This window comes from Myxacorys sp., assembly GCF_059501405.1.
The window spans coordinates 1-16182 of the sequence record NZ_JCACCM010000069.1 but is presented as its reverse complement, the minus strand read 5'-3'; the positions used below and the strand labels follow the sequence as shown (position 1 = coordinate 16182).

14 protein-coding genes are annotated in these 16182 nt (G+C 46.8%); 7 read left to right on the top strand and 7 right to left on the bottom strand.

Features of this window, described 5'->3' with window-relative positions; genetic code table 11:
- Positions 1-81 precede the first annotated feature (81 nt).
- The 4 genes from AC5I6P_RS06790 to AC5I6P_RS06775 all read right to left on the bottom strand — a co-directional run bounded on the left by AC5I6P_RS06790 (position 82) and on the right by AC5I6P_RS06775 (position 5842).
- Positions 82-1533, bottom strand: a complete 1452-nt coding sequence (locus AC5I6P_RS06790) for a glycosyltransferase family 4 protein (protein ID WP_495692990.1) — start codon at positions 1531-1533, stop codon at positions 82-84.
- Positions 1534-1800: 267 nt separating this feature from the next.
- Positions 1801-2886, bottom strand: a complete 1086-nt coding sequence (locus AC5I6P_RS06785; protein WP_495692989.1) for a glycosyltransferase family 4 protein — start codon at positions 2884-2886, stop codon at positions 1801-1803.
- A 755-nt stretch (positions 2887-3641) separates the two neighbouring features.
- Entirely contained in the window at positions 3642-4226 is a 585-nt protein-coding gene (locus AC5I6P_RS06780) for a PEP-CTERM sorting domain-containing protein (protein WP_495692988.1), read from the bottom strand.
- A 329-nt stretch (positions 4227-4555) separates the two neighbouring features.
- Positions 4556-5842 carry a sensor histidine kinase gene (locus AC5I6P_RS06775; RefSeq protein ID WP_495692987.1) on the bottom strand — a complete coding sequence of 429 codons (1287 nt, stop codon included), beginning with the start codon at positions 5840-5842 and terminating at the stop codon, positions 4556-4558.
- Between the two features lie 281 nt (positions 5843-6123).
- Between AC5I6P_RS06775 and AC5I6P_RS06770 the strand changes: the two genes are divergently transcribed.
- Both AC5I6P_RS06770 and AC5I6P_RS06765 read left to right on the top strand, forming a co-directional pair.
- A complete protein-coding gene (locus AC5I6P_RS06770; RefSeq protein ID WP_495692986.1) occupies positions 6124-7464 on the top strand; it encodes a TrkH family potassium uptake protein in 1341 nt (446 codons plus the stop codon).
- 104 nt (positions 7465-7568) lie between these two features.
- Positions 7569-8270 (top strand): potassium channel family protein, encoded by a 702-nt coding sequence (locus AC5I6P_RS06765; protein ID WP_495692985.1) that lies wholly within the window; start codon positions 7569-7571, stop codon positions 8268-8270.
- 62 nt (positions 8271-8332) lie between these two features.
- Here the strand turns inward: AC5I6P_RS06765 and AC5I6P_RS06760 are convergent, their stop codons facing one another.
- From AC5I6P_RS06760 to AC5I6P_RS06750, 3 genes are all read right to left on the bottom strand, one after another.
- Positions 8333-8611: a hypothetical protein gene (locus AC5I6P_RS06760; protein ID WP_495692984.1), complete on the bottom strand. Its 279-nt coding sequence runs from the start codon at positions 8609-8611 to the stop codon at positions 8333-8335.
- Positions 8612-8974: 363 nt separating this feature from the next.
- A complete protein-coding gene (locus AC5I6P_RS06755; protein ID WP_495692983.1) occupies positions 8975-10324 on the bottom strand; it encodes a DUF3370 domain-containing protein in 1350 nt (449 codons plus the stop codon).
- Between the two features lie 97 nt (positions 10325-10421).
- Entirely contained in the window at positions 10422-10976 is a 555-nt protein-coding gene (locus tag AC5I6P_RS06750) for a pyroglutamyl-peptidase I family protein (protein WP_495692982.1), read from the bottom strand.
- Between the two features lie 71 nt (positions 10977-11047).
- On the opposite strand from AC5I6P_RS06750, the gene hisH reads away from it, so the two are divergent.
- The 5 genes from hisH (at position 11048) to tftA (ending at position 16082) form a co-directional block, all read left to right on the top strand.
- Positions 11048-11689, top strand: a complete 642-nt coding sequence (hisH, locus tag AC5I6P_RS06745; RefSeq protein WP_495692981.1) for an imidazole glycerol phosphate synthase subunit HisH — start codon at positions 11048-11050, stop codon at positions 11687-11689.
- A gap of 82 nt (positions 11690-11771) precedes the next feature.
- Positions 11772-12134 (top strand): Spx/MgsR family RNA polymerase-binding regulatory protein, encoded by a 363-nt coding sequence (locus AC5I6P_RS06740; RefSeq protein ID WP_495692980.1) that lies wholly within the window; start codon positions 11772-11774, stop codon positions 12132-12134.
- Positions 12135-12169: 35 nt separating this feature from the next.
- A complete protein-coding gene (locus tag AC5I6P_RS06735) occupies positions 12170-12532 on the top strand; it encodes a DUF2237 family protein (RefSeq protein ID WP_495692979.1) in 363 nt (120 codons plus the stop codon).
- Between the two features lie 572 nt (positions 12533-13104).
- A complete protein-coding gene (locus tag AC5I6P_RS06730; RefSeq protein ID WP_495692978.1) occupies positions 13105-14331 on the top strand; it encodes a class I SAM-dependent methyltransferase in 1227 nt (408 codons plus the stop codon).
- Positions 14332-14579: 248 nt separating this feature from the next.
- Positions 14580-16082 (top strand): hormogonium tapered terminus morphoprotein TftA, encoded by a 1503-nt coding sequence (gene tftA / locus AC5I6P_RS06725; RefSeq protein ID WP_495692977.1) that lies wholly within the window; start codon positions 14580-14582, stop codon positions 16080-16082.
- The last annotated feature ends 100 nt before the right edge of the window (positions 16083-16182 follow it).

The following is a 16182-nucleotide window of genomic DNA, read 5'->3' as shown; positions in this document are numbered from 1 at the left end:
TACAAAAATCTCCGCTTCCTTGAAGGAAGCGGAGATTTTTGTACGCAGTTTTTGGGATTCACGTATTTATTTACAGTCCAACTACGACACCTTGGTCAAACTCTTTGACGAAGCTGTTGTCGCAGTTGTTGAAATCGTTTTGCGCGATGATGCGGCGGTTTCGTCTGGGTTAGGCGGTGCACTAATGACAAGCTGATTGGATGAACTGCTGTCACTCATGATCGACTGAGCCAGCATCCGTCGATATAAATCACTCAATTGAGCTGCTACTCCTGTCCAGCTAAAATTTTGTTGCACTCGTTCGCAGGCGCGTTTTCTTAACTTCCTTGCCCACAGTTCATCCGTTAAAATGCGCTCAATTGCTGTAGCAAAGGCAACCTCATTTTGGGGCGGAACGAGCAATCCTGTCTCTTCAGAAACAACGCTAAACTTCAGCCCACCCACATTAGAGGCAACAACCGGAGTGCCGCACGCCATTGCTTCGATCGCAACTAATCCAAACGGCTCGTAGTGACTTGGAATCACGCAGACGTCGGCTGCCGTGTAATAAAGCGGTAAGAGATCGTGTCCGACTCTTCCCGCAAAAGTAGTGTGATCTGCCAATCCTAATTGGTTAACGAGTTGCTCAATGCGTTGGCGTTCCTGTCCATCCGATTTTGTTGGATCGCTACCACCGACGATCACTAAACGTAGATTAGAGGCGTCTACAGCATTTTGTTTGATTGATCCAGCCGCTCTCACGAACGTTTCGATTCCTTTGCGCGGATCGAAACGGCCCACATACAGCATGACCTCATCGGTCGGATTTAAGCCAAGCTGAATCCGGGCGTCTGCTTTTGGAATGGCGTGGAATCGACTCACATCGGTTCCGCACGGAATCACTTCGATGTGTCCCAAACTGGAAACGAGCGATCGCAGCATCTCGGCTTCTTGAGGACTGGTTGCAACTGTGCAGTGCGCTTGTTCCAGAATTGCCTTTTCAACTGCTAATCGAGTATCAGCGATCGCAGGACGATCGGGAACCGCCTCATACTTCACAGCACCGAGAGAATGATAGGTATTAATCAGCTGAACGTTATGGGTCTTTTGCACTTCTAACCCAACCCAAGCTGACATCCAATAGTTGGTGTGAATTAATGGATAGTGATGCTTGGCTTGATACTTCTGGAACTCCTCAACAAACTGCGGCATGTACTCAAACAAGCGATCGCGCGGGATAAATTCTTCCGGTCCAGCGCTCAACCGAATCGTGCGGCAATATGGATTGTGTTGCACGATCGTTGGATCGTCTGCATTCGCTTTGCGGGTAAACATATCCACTTGCCAACCCAGCTTCGAGAGGGCTTCACCCACTTGCCGCACATACACGTTCTGGCCGCCTGCCTCTTCTTTTCCAATCTCAGCAGCCGGATCGCCATGATCCGAGATCAGTGCGATCGCCTGCCGACTGGGCGTGTTTGATCGGGACGTAAAGAATGTCGATCGCAACCCTGTAGAACCATCATTTAATGACTTTCCGTTCACAAATACCATAACGTTCACCTCATGAAGACAAAGTAGAGGCGCTAGGAGAGGGCACAAAGCCGCTACACCTCCTGCCTCACCTGAACAAAACACGGGTCATCGAACTTCTTGCAACCGTAGGTCAGCAGCAGATTTTAAGCAAACGGGGCTGTCTATTGGCCTTGTCTAACTAATGTTTCCGCCCGTCTGCCCTGCCGATTGCAAGCCGTCTATCGGAGCGCCAGAAGATTCCCTAAAAATGAGGATAAAAAAAGGCGGATGCCTAGACCCACCTTCTTAATTCCGTTGATCTGACAGTGCACTCAAACTCAATAAACGACCATTGTGTTTAAAGCGTTCACCAACTAACTGACGATAAACCGCCTCATAACCATTGGTCATGCGCTCGACGCTAAAGTTGTCAACCACGTGCTGACGACAGACGGCCCGATCAAGACTCGAAACTTGATCAAGGGCAGCAATGCAGTCATCAATTGACTCACACAAAAATCCACTCTTGCCGTGAGCAATGACTTCTGGGGCAGATCCCAAATTCATTCCAACCACAGGCGTTCCCGATGCCATCGATTCCACCATGACCAAGCCGAACGGTTCGCGCCAAGTAATCGGGAAGAGGGTCGCATAAGCGTTACCCATCAATGTGTTTTTTTGAATGTGGTTAGCTTCACCTAAATATTGAATTTGTTCACCGTCAATATGGGGTTTAAGTTCGGTTTCATAAAATTCTTCATCAACAATATCTACTTTTCCTGCCATCTTGAGCCGCCAGCCAGTACGCTTGGCAATCTCGATCGCAATATGTGGACCTTTCTCAGGCGACAACCGACCTAAAAAGGCAAGATAGGGAGGATCAGAGGGTTTGGAATAGAATTTATAGCTGTCTACATCAATCCCGTTGTAAACCGTTGAAACACAATTAAGATTTAGGCGAGCCTCTCGCTGTGCATCTGAGATGCTCACAAAGGGCTGAGTGCGAGCATAAGCGTAAATTTTCTCATTGTCCGAACTGAATACGCCATGTAGCGTATGAACGGTCGGAGTTTTCGTAAATTTTGCGTAGGGCAAAGCAGAACACCCCATGTGAGAATGAATTACATCAAACTCATGGGCACGCTCATAAACCTGCGTCAATTGCAGCATTTCATAAATTTGATACTCCTTTACGAGTGGATCAAGACGCACTGCACGAGCGTGAACTGATTCAAGTTTCGCGAGGGTGAGCGAATCGCCAGTTGCAAACAGCGTCACTTCATGTCCGCGTCGCACTAACTCATCGGTTAGCAAACTTACCACCAGTTCGATGCCGCCATAAGCTGGGGGGGGAACCCGCTCCCACAATGGGGCAACTTGAGCAATCCGCATATAAACCTCCTACAAGGTTAATGGTTCGGTAGCCTCATCACGAGTGAAAGCTTTACTTGCTAGATGCAGCAAGGTAGCTAAGCAATATCTACGGGAGAATCTGTTTTTTGCCAAGACGGAAATTTCGACTTGACATTTTAGACTTTACCTTTGTTCCTACGCTCGTAATATATAGAAGGCTACAAAATTGCATATGCAAAAGTACCGACCTGCTGATAGATTTACAGGGCGCTGCTAGACTGATTTTTTGGAGGCGCATCTCAGTCTAAATAGGTATTTCTATCGCCTTAAAGGCAGATTTATGTGTTCTCGAATTCAACCGTACTTCTACGTGTTCGGTTATTACACCTTTGAAGGGGGAACAGAGGGAGCAGATTTAAGTGCATCTTTGCGATTCTTCCGAAATTGCATTTTGCCTTTGTAATTTTTCTACTTCCACAACAAAACAAATAGTTTTGTTGTGGAAGTAGAAAAATTACCCAAGCTCTTCTATCCAAACTCTATAGATTTCGCTCTATAGACTCCCTTGGTAGATCCCACTATAAGTCCGTACGTTAGCGCAAAAAGAAACCGTTAGGCGATAAATCTGAGCAAATTAACAGAAACTTTGTCAACGTTGGTCAATTTAGCTCATACAAGCTACGTCAGTTAGAGCGCATTAGCAGTGGGTTAACCCGTTTTGTAGCAGACTTCAAGGTCGTCTCCTTGGCCCGTTCGAGTGGTCCCTGCGTTGCTCTAAGGGAACCATCTTCTGCTCAGCGTCTTATTCTTTTTCTCATCCGCCAAACCATACCACTCGCGATCGCAGCACCCAAAAAAGTACTGGGTTCTGGAACTGGGGTACTACTCGTATCTTGGTAAGGCAAAGCATCACCGTGAAGTGCTTCTCGGGTTCGCAATCCTGGTCTGCCGGCGATTCCATCGTCGATCGCGATTCCTTCACCATTAAAGTCCGGTGGGAACTCTATATCGAGGGTGAGATTGTTTCGCTCGGTGGGAAACTCAAAGAGTAGGCGGATTGCAAAAGGGTCACGAGAATGGGTGCCACTTGCAACTCCTGGACTTCGTGAAACAGTAGGTGAACTAGTAGCCAAAACAGTTCCCGCTGGGTTGCGCAGATTGATTTGCCAGTCAGAAAAATTAATCACTTGTTCGTATTTTGGAGGAAGACCTTCAGCCGAGTAAGTGCCATCAAATGAACCCCCGACAAATGGAGCCAGATCAGGATATAGCTGAAGAAAGTCGGGTGAGCGTGGAGCTGAGAACTTTCCTGAGAGGTTGAAGTCAGCAGCACGGACGGGCGCGATCGCTAAGGTGGTCAGCGCTGCGAAAGCAGCCATGCTAGAGATAAGAGATTGCGGCAAATGTTGTAATTGCAATGTTGTTCCTCCGCGCTGGTAGAGTTTGCACTGGGACTTTGCACTGAGAGTTAGAGAGTTGAAGTTGAAATTGCGAGAGTTAAAATTTCAGCACCAATCAGACTTGTTAGGTTTGCTGCGTTCCCTCTCAGATCTGTTGCACGAGAACCAATTAGTGTGTTCAAGCATTGGCTACTAATGTTGAGAGATTTGCCTCATCAGAATGTATGCCTAAAGGCGGAACTATCTAAAAGATTTATGACCTAAATAAATTGAAGATCCGTTAGCTAAAATAAGGGAAATTAGCTTAATTAAGGTGGATCTTGTGCTGTTTGCGGTAGCGTTACGGTTACGGTTGTGCCTTGATTTGTTTTACTTTCAATTTGAATGTGTCCGTGATGATTTTCCACAATGGCATGAGCGATCGCTAATCCCAACCCCGAGCCGCCCGTTGCTTTTGTTCTTGCCGAATCAACCCGATAGAACCGATCAAACAACTTCGGCAGCGCCTCTTCAGCAATGCCAACTCCGGTATCAATCACTTTGACTTGCAGGACAGAACCATTAGAGCGCTTCGGACGAGTTACATTTAGTGCAACCGTTCCGCCTTTGGGTGTGTATTGCACCGCGTTGCTGATTAGATTTGTAAATAGACGAGATAGCTGATCGCGATCGCATTGCGTCATCCAGTCAGCTTCATCTTTGAGATCGAGCGAGAGTGCGATCGCTTTTTCTTCCGCCACTGTTTCTTGTTCTTCTAACACTTCTGCTAACAAATCACTCAGATCAACCGTTGTCCAATGGGGTTGGACAATTCCACTATCTTGTCTAGCAAGAAACAATAGATCATCTACTAGTTTCCCTAAGCGTCTTGTTAGGCGTTCTACTACCTGTAGATGATGACGTTGACTTTGCGGATCAGGGTTTGGATCAGAAAGTGCAACTTGAACATTGGTCTGAATGACTGCGATCGGGTTTCTCAACTCATGAGAGGCATCGGCTGTAAATTGTTTTAACTGTTGGTACGATTCTCGAATCGGCTGCATCGCAATGCCGGACAAAAACCAACCAATTGCAGCAACAATGCCGATCATCATCGTGGTTCCAATACTCAGATCGAAGACGAGTTGACGAACAGGTTTGGTCACTTCAAACCAAGGGTGACTCACCCGCAAATAGCCCAATACTTGCCGCCCAATCTGCACTCGCTGCGTTACCTGACGCAGCAATTGCGTTTCGGAGACATGAACCGTCTCACCTGTAGTATTGACATGTAACGGAACGAAAATCGGCTCTGCAAATGTAGACCACAACGTTTCTCCGATAGGACTAATCCATTCCAAATCGATGTGATCATCTTCTAAAGCAATGGCATTATCCCGAAAACTTTCTTCTACATTGACGCGAATCTGAGTGCCTTCTGGTTGAATCACCAGCGATCGCTGGACGACTTCTACAACGTGATCTAAGGTGTCATCAATACGCTCAATCAAGGTGCTGCGAACATAGAAGTAAACTCCGCTTGCAAAAACGAGCAGAAGTACCGCCGTAATAGTGGTATACCAGAGTGCGAGACGGCGACGGGTCGTTTGAAACATCAGGGTTAGCAAGATTCGAGGTCTAGCCTCTATTACACCTCTATTATTACAACTTTAGATCTTGCCCTATTTTTAATCATTTCAGAGGTAGCACATCGGGCAAATGCCTTCGCTAAGAACAAAGGAAAATCAAAAGTTCATTTACTACATCTGTTATCGCATTTGCTGCCAGTTGAGAGCTGTTTCTGGACTAAAGAACTGAAGAATGCACACTGTGATAGCGTTATCTTTGAGATCTATTTTGATGATCTATCGGACTGTCTCAACTAATATCACTCCTCATGACTGTCTCGCGTACCATCTGTCTGGGCTTCTTAATGGTGATTACGACTGGCACATTGCTCCTCATGTTGCCTTTCTCGACTACTAATGGCTCTTCGAATTCCCCTATCATTGCCCTATTTACCGCTACTTCCGCAGTGTGTGTGACCGGGCTCTCAATTGTTGATGTCGGGAAGTTTTACTCGTTCTGGGGACAGTTGTTTATTGTCCTCTTAGTGCAAATTGGCGGCTTGGGGTACATGACGGCAACTACCGTCTTGCTGTTAGTTTTGAGAAGACGATTGGGATTGCGAGATAAAATTGCCGTTCAGCAATCGTTGGATGTAGAAGGATTGTCTGGACTAGCAGGGTTGATACAGTCGATCATCGCCACGACCCTGTTTATTGAAATCACGGGCGTTCTGCTGCTGATGCCGATTTTTCTGCCCCAATTTCGCGATCGCCCCGCTTTAGCCTTGTGGCAATCGATCTTTCACAGCGTCAACAGCTTTAACAATGCAGGCTTTAGCCTATTTTCTGACAACTTGATTCAGTATGCCAGCAATCCTGGGTTGGTTGCGATCGTTACCGGGCTGATTATTCTTGGGGGCATCGGCTATCAAGTGATTATGGAGGCCTATTTGTGGGGGCGCGATCGCTTCAAGCGGTTGCCTTGTAAACCAGTCTTTTCGCTCAACTTCAAAGTCGCCACTAGTACAACCCTGTTTCTATTAGTAACGGGCACCGTTGCCATCTTCATGACCGAGTTTCGCAATTTCCAAACGCTAGGAAGCATGGATTTATCGGGAAAAGTCTTGGCGGCTTGGTTTCAAGCGGTGGTCCCACGAACAGCCGGTTTCAATACGATTGACATTACTAAGATGACGAGCGCAGGATTATGCATCACAATCTTGCTGATGTTTATTGGCACAAATCCGGGCAGTACGGGCGGCGGCATCAAAACAACCACACTACGAGTGCTGGTGAACTGTACCAAAGCTGTATTGCAAGGCAAAGAAGAGGTGCTGTGCTATCATCGCCAGATTCCGACTGCCTTGATTTTTAAAGCGATCGCAGTGTTGATGGGATCAACTGCAACGGTGCTGATCGCGACGATTTTAATTACCTTAACTGACCCTGGGGTTGACTTTATTCGCATTGTGTTTGAGGTTGTTTCTGCCTTTGCAACGGTAGGGCTTTCGGCAATTGGAACCGCAAATCTATCGGTTCCAGGGCAACTGGTGCTTGTTCTAGTGATGTATGTCGGCCGGGTTGGAGTCTTGCTGCTGGTAGGCGCAATTTTAGGCGACTCTAAACCTAGCTTTGTAAACTATCCTGAAGAAAATTTGCTTGTCGGTTGACCCATTCAAACTATGATTGGATCTACCCCTGTTATCTGTCGGTCGCCTCACCTTGTTGACGTGTCCTTCGGTAACGGTTACCCATCGTTGGCTTGGAGAAGGTTGTGAATCTGTCTTCACTCAGTTTCTTTCATAATCTGCGCTCCGATCGTCGGAATCAGCAGTTTGCTGTGGTTGGTCTAGGACGATTTGGGCGTGCTGTCTGTGGCACGCTGCATAGGGCCGGGCATGAAGTTCTGGCAGTTGATACCGATATGAGTCGAGTCGATCAGGCATTGTCTGATCGGATTGTCACCCACGCAAGGCAAATCGATTCGACTCAGCCTGCTGCGTTGAGAGAAGCTGGACTTTTTGAGCAAGATACGGTGATTGTGGCGATCGGAAACTATGTGCAGGAGAGCATCATCACAACGCTCAACCTAAAAGAAGGGGGCGTTCCTCATGTAGTGGCTAAAGCCTCATCAGAGATTCACGAGAAGGTGCTTAAGAAAGTCGGCGCCGATCATGTGGTTTTTCCAGAGCATGAAATGGGGCACAACTTGGCGCGAGCGCTGACAAAACCTGGCATTCTAGAGCGGTTTGATCTCGATCCAGAACATAGCATCGTTGAACTGATTATTCCTGAAAGTTTTAGTGGCAAAACGATCGCAGAACTAAAGCTTCGATCGCGCTATCGGCTGAACTTACTTGCCTTTAGTCATGACAGCAAATTTATCATCAATCCTGAGCCTGACACTAAGCTTCCTAGAGGGACGGCGATCGTCGTGATTGGGGCGAATGAGGACATTGACCAGCTTCCTGTTTAAGGGGATGAGGGAGGTCTTCGACTATTATTTGGACACCTTCTGTTTGGATACGTTCTGACGGCCTACAGGCTTACGAGGGACGGATTGATTACGGTCAGTACGGTCGCAATTCGTTGATTGGCAGATTGTGTAAAGTGGCCATCGCCAACAAAGTTACTCAGATTTGAGGCAGGCGCGATCGCATGCGTACTGACATAGGGAATGGCTTCTTGACCTAACCGGGGCAACAGCACTTGAATCAAATGATCCTCGTAACCTTTATCGTTTAGCACCACCACAATCGGGAATTTACCGTCTTGACGAGCTGTTGCCGCAAAGTCACTCACCATCGCTTGCAGCACAGATACCTCCTCTTAGCAAAGCCTTTATCAGAGTGAATTCCATTCTCTAGACGATCAAGATGTCGCTGTGCCCAAGCTCGTCGCACTAACCGTACGATCGCAGAGTGATCGAGCCAGTTCTTCTCAAATAAATTTCGATGAATGGGACGATCAGTATTAAAAATCAGTATTAAAAAGTAGCTGGCGTGCGTTTTTGAACAAAAACTAGTTGTTCAATTGTGTCAGAGTTTGCAAGATAAGCAAATTTTCATTTAGTTTTTGGTACTCTACGCAACAACTAGTTCTGAACGATTTTTGAGCATTAAAAATCGCTGGACACGGACTAACGGACTTCAATCTGCCGAATTCAAACTGCTATGGTAACTAGTTGAGTGTTTTGACCGTTAGAACATGTGGTGGTGTTGCATCAGGAGGATAAATGTAGTCAAACTGCACCAAACGCTGCTCATTTGGTTTTAACTGCAGCGTGACTAAGGGTTCGCCTTGTTGTCCACGTTTTTGCACCAAATGAATGTAGCGCGTCTGCGGTAAACCTTGATCGGTGTTGTAGCGTAGCCGCACTGTTCCTCGAAAAGAGGTCTGGTTGCCAGGAGGCTGCAAAAAGCGGACTCCTGCTTTTGTGTCTTCACGTTTTAGCGGCGTTTCAAATGCGATCGCAACCCGTTGAGGCTGATTGGTCGAATTTTGCAGAGGCAAGCTCAGTCGATACTCAATGGCATAATTGCCATGAGCTTGATAAGCCGTGTCAGGATAGCGCTTCACCATCTCAGCGTTTTGATTTTGTCCTGTCCCCAACGTTCCTTTATGTAGCGTACTCAAACCGTAAGAGAACGCCTCTCCCGCCTTTGGAATGCTGAGAGAACGGCTCCCCGGATCAACCACTTGAGCCGTCCATTGAGAACCCACCGCCACGCCTGCGACTCGTCCATAAATCACTGCTCCACTTTTCGCATCGAGCGGCGTCGGCGTTTTATCTCTTGGACTTGCCACATCACCTGTATTGAGCAAGGTTTGCCACTCCTCTAAGGTTGGCGATCGCTCAGCGCCAGTGGTGTCGGTTTTAGCAAACATACCCAAACTTGCCACATACACCGAACCTGTGCTGCGTAAACGCATCAACGTCGATCGCCCATTGATCGGCGGCGTCAGACCCTTTACCGGAATCGGCAAATTCAAAATCATGCGACTTTGCCCTGGCGGAATCACCAGTTGCGCCGGAAAAATGTTTTGCCGTTGCCCGCGTAATACTTCCCCAACCGCTCGCCCGCCTGGCCCTGCAAACACCTTGCCATCTTGATTGTCTTGATACGCAGGCATGGGAAGAAAGGGCGCATCTGGCTGGCTCAAATAGCTGGCGGCTTGCAGAACATCGATCGTGACGGGCTGCGTTCCCGGATTGTTGATCAAAATGCCGAGATAGAGGGAGCGCAGATTGCTCGGATCGCTCACTGCATTTGCAATGTGATGAGCGAAAATGTCAAACCGTCCGTTAAAAGCTTGATCGAGATGAGCAGAGGGAACGCGCTTTCCGGTGGGAGGAAGTGTAGAGAGTAAAATCCCTTCGGTCTGCACGACTTCTGGACTGTTGCTATTAAACACCAGTGTCGAATCGAGTTGACCCGGCAGCGATCGCACCGCTTGGGGTTGGACAATTTCTTGAGGAGTCGGAGCCGGGGTTGCTTGTGCCAAGGTCAACGGAAGGAATAAAACCATTACGAAGCGCGGAAGTCCGGTAAAGGGAGCGAAACTGATCATATCGGTTTAGAGACAGTGAGAGAGCATTCTGGTCATAGAAATCAACAGATTTCTTTCATCTTTGCTCTAGAAGTAGAAGCTGACGCTTGCTGTTTTGCACGATCGCCAAGAAGTCGTGAATCACAGTTTCAAGATTGTCATCTGTTAATACTGGAACGTGAATAAACAGACAACGATAGTTGGGATTCTGTTCCTGGCTGTGTTTGAGTACCGAGTAGTAAAGATAATTGCACACAAAGTTACCCGCATCGTGACTAACACGAGTGGCGACTTCTTGGGAAATGTGAGGCGGACAACGTGTGCCTTCAAGCAACATCTCTAAATCCAACTCAATATTCCATGTTTCACCTAGATGGGTTCCGGTTGACTCGACCGATAGAAAGGGCCGCGACTCTGCCATGCCGCAGCAAATCACAAGCTCTGGCTCCAACTTGGTGATCTGATCGATGACTGTTTGAGGGGCAACCTCAAAATCAACTAGAATCTTTTTGAGAAAATAACAATCGTCGCACAACACCTTTCGCTCAATCAGCGCGTTTAACAAATCATCAGACGAATTGGATTGCTGATGCGCTTCCCAAGTATCGAAGGATGTCAATAAAATTTTCATTTGTGGTGCTGGCTATACCCACTACAATTTACCCACTACAATTTTAAGTACTGCCACTAAGGATTGAAGCTATGTCAACGATCGCCGTGATTGACTACGATATGGGAAATCTCCACTCGGCGTGTAAAGGGTTAGAACGGGCAGGCGCAACGCCCACCGTAACAGATTCTGCGCGGGAGATTGAACGGGCAGATGCAGTAGTGCTTCCGGGAGTTGGCTCGTTTGATCCAGCGGTGCAGCACCTGCGATCGCGCCAATTAGAACAGCCGATTAAAGCCGCGATCGCAAGCGGTAAACCTTTCTTGGGCATTTGTCTCGGCTTACAAATTTTGTTTGACTCTAGTGAAGAAGGAACAGAGCCAGGACTGGGAATTATTCCAGGTGTTGTGCGACGATTTCGTCCAGAACCGGGGATCACGATTCCGCACATGGGGTGGAACCAGCTAGAGTTTACTCGCCCAGAGAGCCCGCTTTGGCGAAAGCTCTCAAGCTCATCTTGGGTCTATTTTGTGCATTCATATTATGTTGACCCGCTCAATGCAGATGTGACAGCAGCGACGATTACTCACGGAACTCAGACGATTACAGCCGCCATTTCAAAGGATAATCTGATGGCGGTTCAGTTTCACCCAGAAAAATCATCAACGGCAGGATTAGACATTCTGTCAAACTTTGTAGAACTGGTGCAGAAGCGTCCTGCGATCGCGGTGTGAGAGGATTGAAGAGAACTGCGAATGAGCGATCGCAAAGTGAGTTAAAAATCAATTCACGATGTCATGAGAGGGATCGTTAGAAGTGTCATTAGAAGTTTACGGAATTCCAACGTGCAGTACGTGTAAGAAAGCGCTGCAATGGCTGCAAACTAACGAAGTAGAGTACAAGTTTGTCAACACAAAAGACCATCCACCGACTCGCGAAATGATTGCAAACTGGGTGGAGACGTTTGGCACTAAGCCGATGCGAAATACGTCTGGACAATCCTATCGAGCGTTGAGCGACGAGAAACAAAGCTGGACAGACGAGCAGTGGATCAACGCCTTTTCAGCGGATGCGATGCTGCTCAAACGTCCACTTTTTGTCAAAGATGGAGCGGCGGTATTGGTCGGATTTAGAGCATCGGAGGACGAACTCCGGCAGACATTAGATCTAGATATTTGATCTACAGTAAACGAAATGCATTCTACAAAAAACTCATGACTTCAGGAAAAAATGTTCTCGGTGGTACGTTAGAAGTCTGCTGCACCTCTCCAATGACGGGCTACTACCGAGACGGAGTATGCAGCACAGGTGCAGGGGATGTTGGAATTCACGTGGTCTGCGCTCAAGTGACCCAAGAATTTTTAGAATTTAGCCGCTCCCGTGGAAACGACTTAATTACACCAAGGTCAAATTTTCCAGGGCTTAAACCTGGCGATCGCTGGTGTCTCTGTGCCTCGCGATGGAAGGAAGCATTTGACGCAGGCGTTGCGCCTCCAGTGGTGTTGGAATCGACCCATGCGGCTGCTATCGAATACATGTCACTGAGCGAATTGAAGCAACATGCGATCGCACCATAACATTTACCCTCACAAGTATAGAGGTTCCGTTCTATAAATTAGTTTTTATCTATCCAATGATAGACGTTGAGAAAGAAGTGTTCATTTAAGTTTACCTTCAGGTGATAAGGCAACAGTTTTACCAACTTCTGCTTATCGCATTTGTAGCGGTTGCTCAACGTTTAACCTGTAGGAGCCAGAATGATCGTCATTGAACGAAGTCGGCAACCACAATATCATCAAAGTTTTGCTCCCCTGAAGCTTGCAGAAAGAACTTCTTTCAAGGAATACCAAGCTGCGGTAACTCCACCGTGAATTTTTCCTTTTTATTTTTGAACGTTAAGTTGATGTTGGCATTGCCCTAGTCAACTTGAGCAAATTTGTTTTTTGTATTATAAAAGATTGCTGTACAAGCCAAGGCTGTGCAGCCTAAATTACACTTGTAAGCAATCAAGTGTCAGCAATCAAAGATTGAATTTCAAACTTAATCGAACAGCATCAAGATTACAAGCAGCCTCAACGGTGCTTAGTTTTCGGGCGCATGTTCACAGACAACTGTAACAATGTTTTCTTATCTTTTGAGGAGATAACTAATGACGATCGCAGATATTGTTTCTCTTCCGATTCTGAGCCACCAGAAGTTGGAAAGCCGCTGTCCCGTTTGTGTCTGCCTAACCCAGATCACAACGATCGCAGACATTCCGGCTATTCCTGTTAATAGCTTGTTGCTTTACACCACTCGATCGCAAGCGCTGAGTGCCCAGCGTTGTGCAATGCACTTGGGCTTCTGCGAAAATTGTGGTCATGCTTTTAATCTTAAATTCGATTCCAGCTTAATGGAATACAGCCAGCACTATGATAACTCGCTACATTTCTCACAGCGTTTTCAACAATATGCTGAAACTTTATCGCATCGACTAATCGAGCGACATCAACTTCGTCATAAAACTGTAGTTGAGATTGGTTGTGGTAAAGGCGATTTTATTAAGCTCTTTTGTCAACTTGGCAACAACTCTGGCATTGGTTTTGATCCAAGTTACGAGCCAGCACCCAATCAATCTGAGACTGAAAATCAGGTTGAATTTATTCAAGATTTTTATTCTGAGCATTACGCCAGCTACGATGCAGACTTGATTATTTGTCGGCAGGTGTTAGAACATATTTTGGATTTAACAACTTTCCTTAAAGAATTAAGACGAACGATTGAGCAACGGTCAGATACGGTTTTGTATTTTGAAGTGCCTAATATGTCGTTTATGATGCAGGAACTTGATATTTGGAATATCTTTTACGAACATTATTCTTACTTCACTTACAGTTCACTTGCTTACTTATTTGCCAATTGCGGTTTTATTGTGCATGAGATTGGCGAGTCATTTGGGCGTCAGTTTCTCTACATTGAAGCTAAACCTGCTGAAGAACCGCGTCATCTATCCTCTGTTCCTTGGATCGATCCAACCCAAACGCGAAATGACGTTGCAGGATTTGCTGAGCGGTATCACGATCGCATTGAGACCTGGCGAAATCAATTTAAGCAAATCAAACGTTCAGGTAAAAAAGCAGTTGTTTGGGGAGCAGGAGCAAGGGGTGTAACCTTCTTGAACACGCTAGGAGATGAAGCGCATGTCGAATATGTTGTGGATATTAATCCTCGTAAGCAAGGCAAATACGTTGCAGGAACAGGTCAGCAGATTGTTTCTCCCGAGTTTCTAAAAGACTACCAGCCCGACATTGTAATTCTCATGAATCCAAATTATCTGAGTGAGATTCAAGCTCAGGTTGCAGATTTGGATTTAGCACCGGGCTTTCTTTGCGCTTAATCTACTGCGTTTAATTCACTGTGGACGTTAGTCCCGAGCCATTCTTCTATCTAGAAGAATTACAGAAACCCCATCCTGTAAGCGGATGGGGTATTTTATTGAGTCTTCAATTGCACTAATTCTCTGGATAGGCCAACAACTCTGCGTACCCAGAGAATTGGTGTTGATTAAAGTCGAGTTGGAAAAAATCCAGAAGTGTGGCTCTACCAAGGTAATAGAAGATATGCCGACACCGTAGAGTACACACGATGGTTCTCGATCCGATTCCCTGCCCGACTTGCAATGGTACAGACGTTGTTCAACCGAGTAAAAAAGTTCAACCGAGTAAAAAAACAATCGCTATTCAAAAGCAACCGAGTCGAAACACTATTACTCCAGAAAAGCTGACAGATGTAATGTTCCGCGCGGAGCAAACAGACGCTAAAATCACTCGCAGCGAAACCCTAGAGGTGGGACGCGTCTTTCTCTTCACAAATTCTGTAGGACCTGCAAATCAACCAATTGAGGCGGCATTGGTTCTGATTCAGAATCTAGTGGCGGAGCGGTTAAGGGCAGAAGGGTTTACCGTTTTAGAAGTTCCGCGTGGGCTAGAATTGGCAGAGGCGATCGCGTGGATCAATCAGCGTGCGGTTCAAGGAGATGTTGCACTGTCGATTCAGACGGATGCGTTTTTTAATCCGGATGCGCGGGGTGCGAGTGCATTTTACATTGTGGGCAATCGAGAACGGCAGCAGCAAGCCCAACGGCTCCTGCAACAACTGGTCAGAGATGTTGCAGGATTGGCGAATCGAGGTGCAAGACCGGATACCGAAACAGCGTTGGGGTATCTAACATTTACACGGCAAGTCAGGATTCCCTCGATCGTTCTCACGGTTGGCTTTAAAACGAGTCCCAGCGATCGCGCCCTTATTCTGCGGAATCCCCAAGAAGTTGCTCAAGGCATTGTGAACGGATTAGCCGTTTGGAGCCGTGCATTGTCTGCACTTGCTCGTGTTTATTCACCAGTCAACGTTAGTGTGAATGGCTTAGTTAATGATCAGCAAGGCATTATCGTTAATGGTAACGCTTATATTCCGGTTAACAGTATTGCTCAATTAAAAGTCAACTTAGCGAAAATTCCGAATGCGAGACGGATTAACTATAGAAACACGACTTATATTCGAGCGATCGATTTACGAGGAGCAGACGTTTTCGTTGGTTGGATTCCAACAGCTCGCACGGTGGTTCTAGGAACGGCTCCGCGCCTTGCTCTCGACAAAATCGAACAAATTATAGGACGGGGGTATCTGTCGCGAAAGGCTCTAAAAGCGCTTCTCAAAAAGGTAAATCCGCAGGTATTGGAACAGTTTCCTGAGATTGTCGAACTGTACTTGGAGGAAGCCGCGATCGAAGGTGTCAATCCAGATATTGCTTTTGCCCAAGCTTTGCTCGAAACAAACTTTTTTCGCTTTAGCGGCAATATTCAGCCGAGCCAAAATAACTTTGGTGCGTTGAGATCGGTTGGCGGACTTGAAGCGGCCTCTTTTCCCAGTGCCCGCCTGGGGGTACGCGCACATATTCAACAGCTTAAAACCTATGCCAGTCTTGAACCCTTGGCTCAAGAAGTTGTGACTCCACGGTTTCGCTTTGTGATCCGAGGTTCTGCTCCCCGAGTTAGATTACTGAGTGGGCGCTACTCCGCCGATCCGATGTATGGAGAAAGAATTTTGGCGATCGTGAGACAGCTTTACCAGTCGGCAGGTTTACTTTGATTGGGATTCGATAAAGCCAAAACAACTCAACACAAACTACTCACGACGGTAATGTCAGGTTAACCGGAATGTAGAATAATCGTACTGGTTCAACGTTGAT

Excerpts from the sequence above, each read along its gene's own strand:
- hisH (WP_495692981.1), top strand. The coding sequence starts at position 11,048 with ATGTCAACGATCGCCGTGATTGACTACGATATGGGAAATCTCCACTCG.
- AC5I6P_RS06790 (WP_495692990.1), bottom strand. The coding sequence starts at position 1,533 with ATGGTATTTGTGAACGGAAAGTCATTAAATGATGGTTCTACAGGGTTG.
- AC5I6P_RS06750 (WP_495692982.1), bottom strand. The coding sequence starts at position 10,976 with ATGAAAATTTTATTGACATCCTTCGATACTTGGGAAGCGCATCAGCAA.
- AC5I6P_RS06730 (WP_495692978.1), top strand. The coding sequence starts at position 13,105 with ATGACGATCGCAGATATTGTTTCTCTTCCGATTCTGAGCCACCAGAAG.
- AC5I6P_RS06770 (WP_495692986.1), top strand. The coding sequence starts at position 6,124 with ATGACTGTCTCGCGTACCATCTGTCTGGGCTTCTTAATGGTGATTACG.
- AC5I6P_RS06780 (WP_495692988.1), bottom strand. The coding sequence starts at position 4,226 with ATGGCTGCTTTCGCAGCGCTGACCACCTTAGCGATCGCGCCCGTCCGT.
- AC5I6P_RS06775 (WP_495692987.1), bottom strand. The coding sequence starts at position 5,842 with ATGTTTCAAACGACCCGTCGCCGTCTCGCACTCTGGTATACCACTATT.
- AC5I6P_RS06785 (WP_495692989.1), bottom strand. The coding sequence starts at position 2,886 with ATGCGGATTGCTCAAGTTGCCCCATTGTGGGAGCGGGTTCCCCCCCCA.
- AC5I6P_RS06735 (WP_495692979.1), top strand. The coding sequence starts at position 12,170 with ATGACTTCAGGAAAAAATGTTCTCGGTGGTACGTTAGAAGTCTGCTGC.
- AC5I6P_RS06755 (WP_495692983.1), bottom strand. The coding sequence starts at position 10,324 with ATGGTTTTATTCCTTCCGTTGACCTTGGCACAAGCAACCCCGGCTCCG.
- tftA (WP_495692977.1), top strand. The coding sequence starts at position 14,580 with ATGGTTCTCGATCCGATTCCCTGCCCGACTTGCAATGGTACAGACGTT.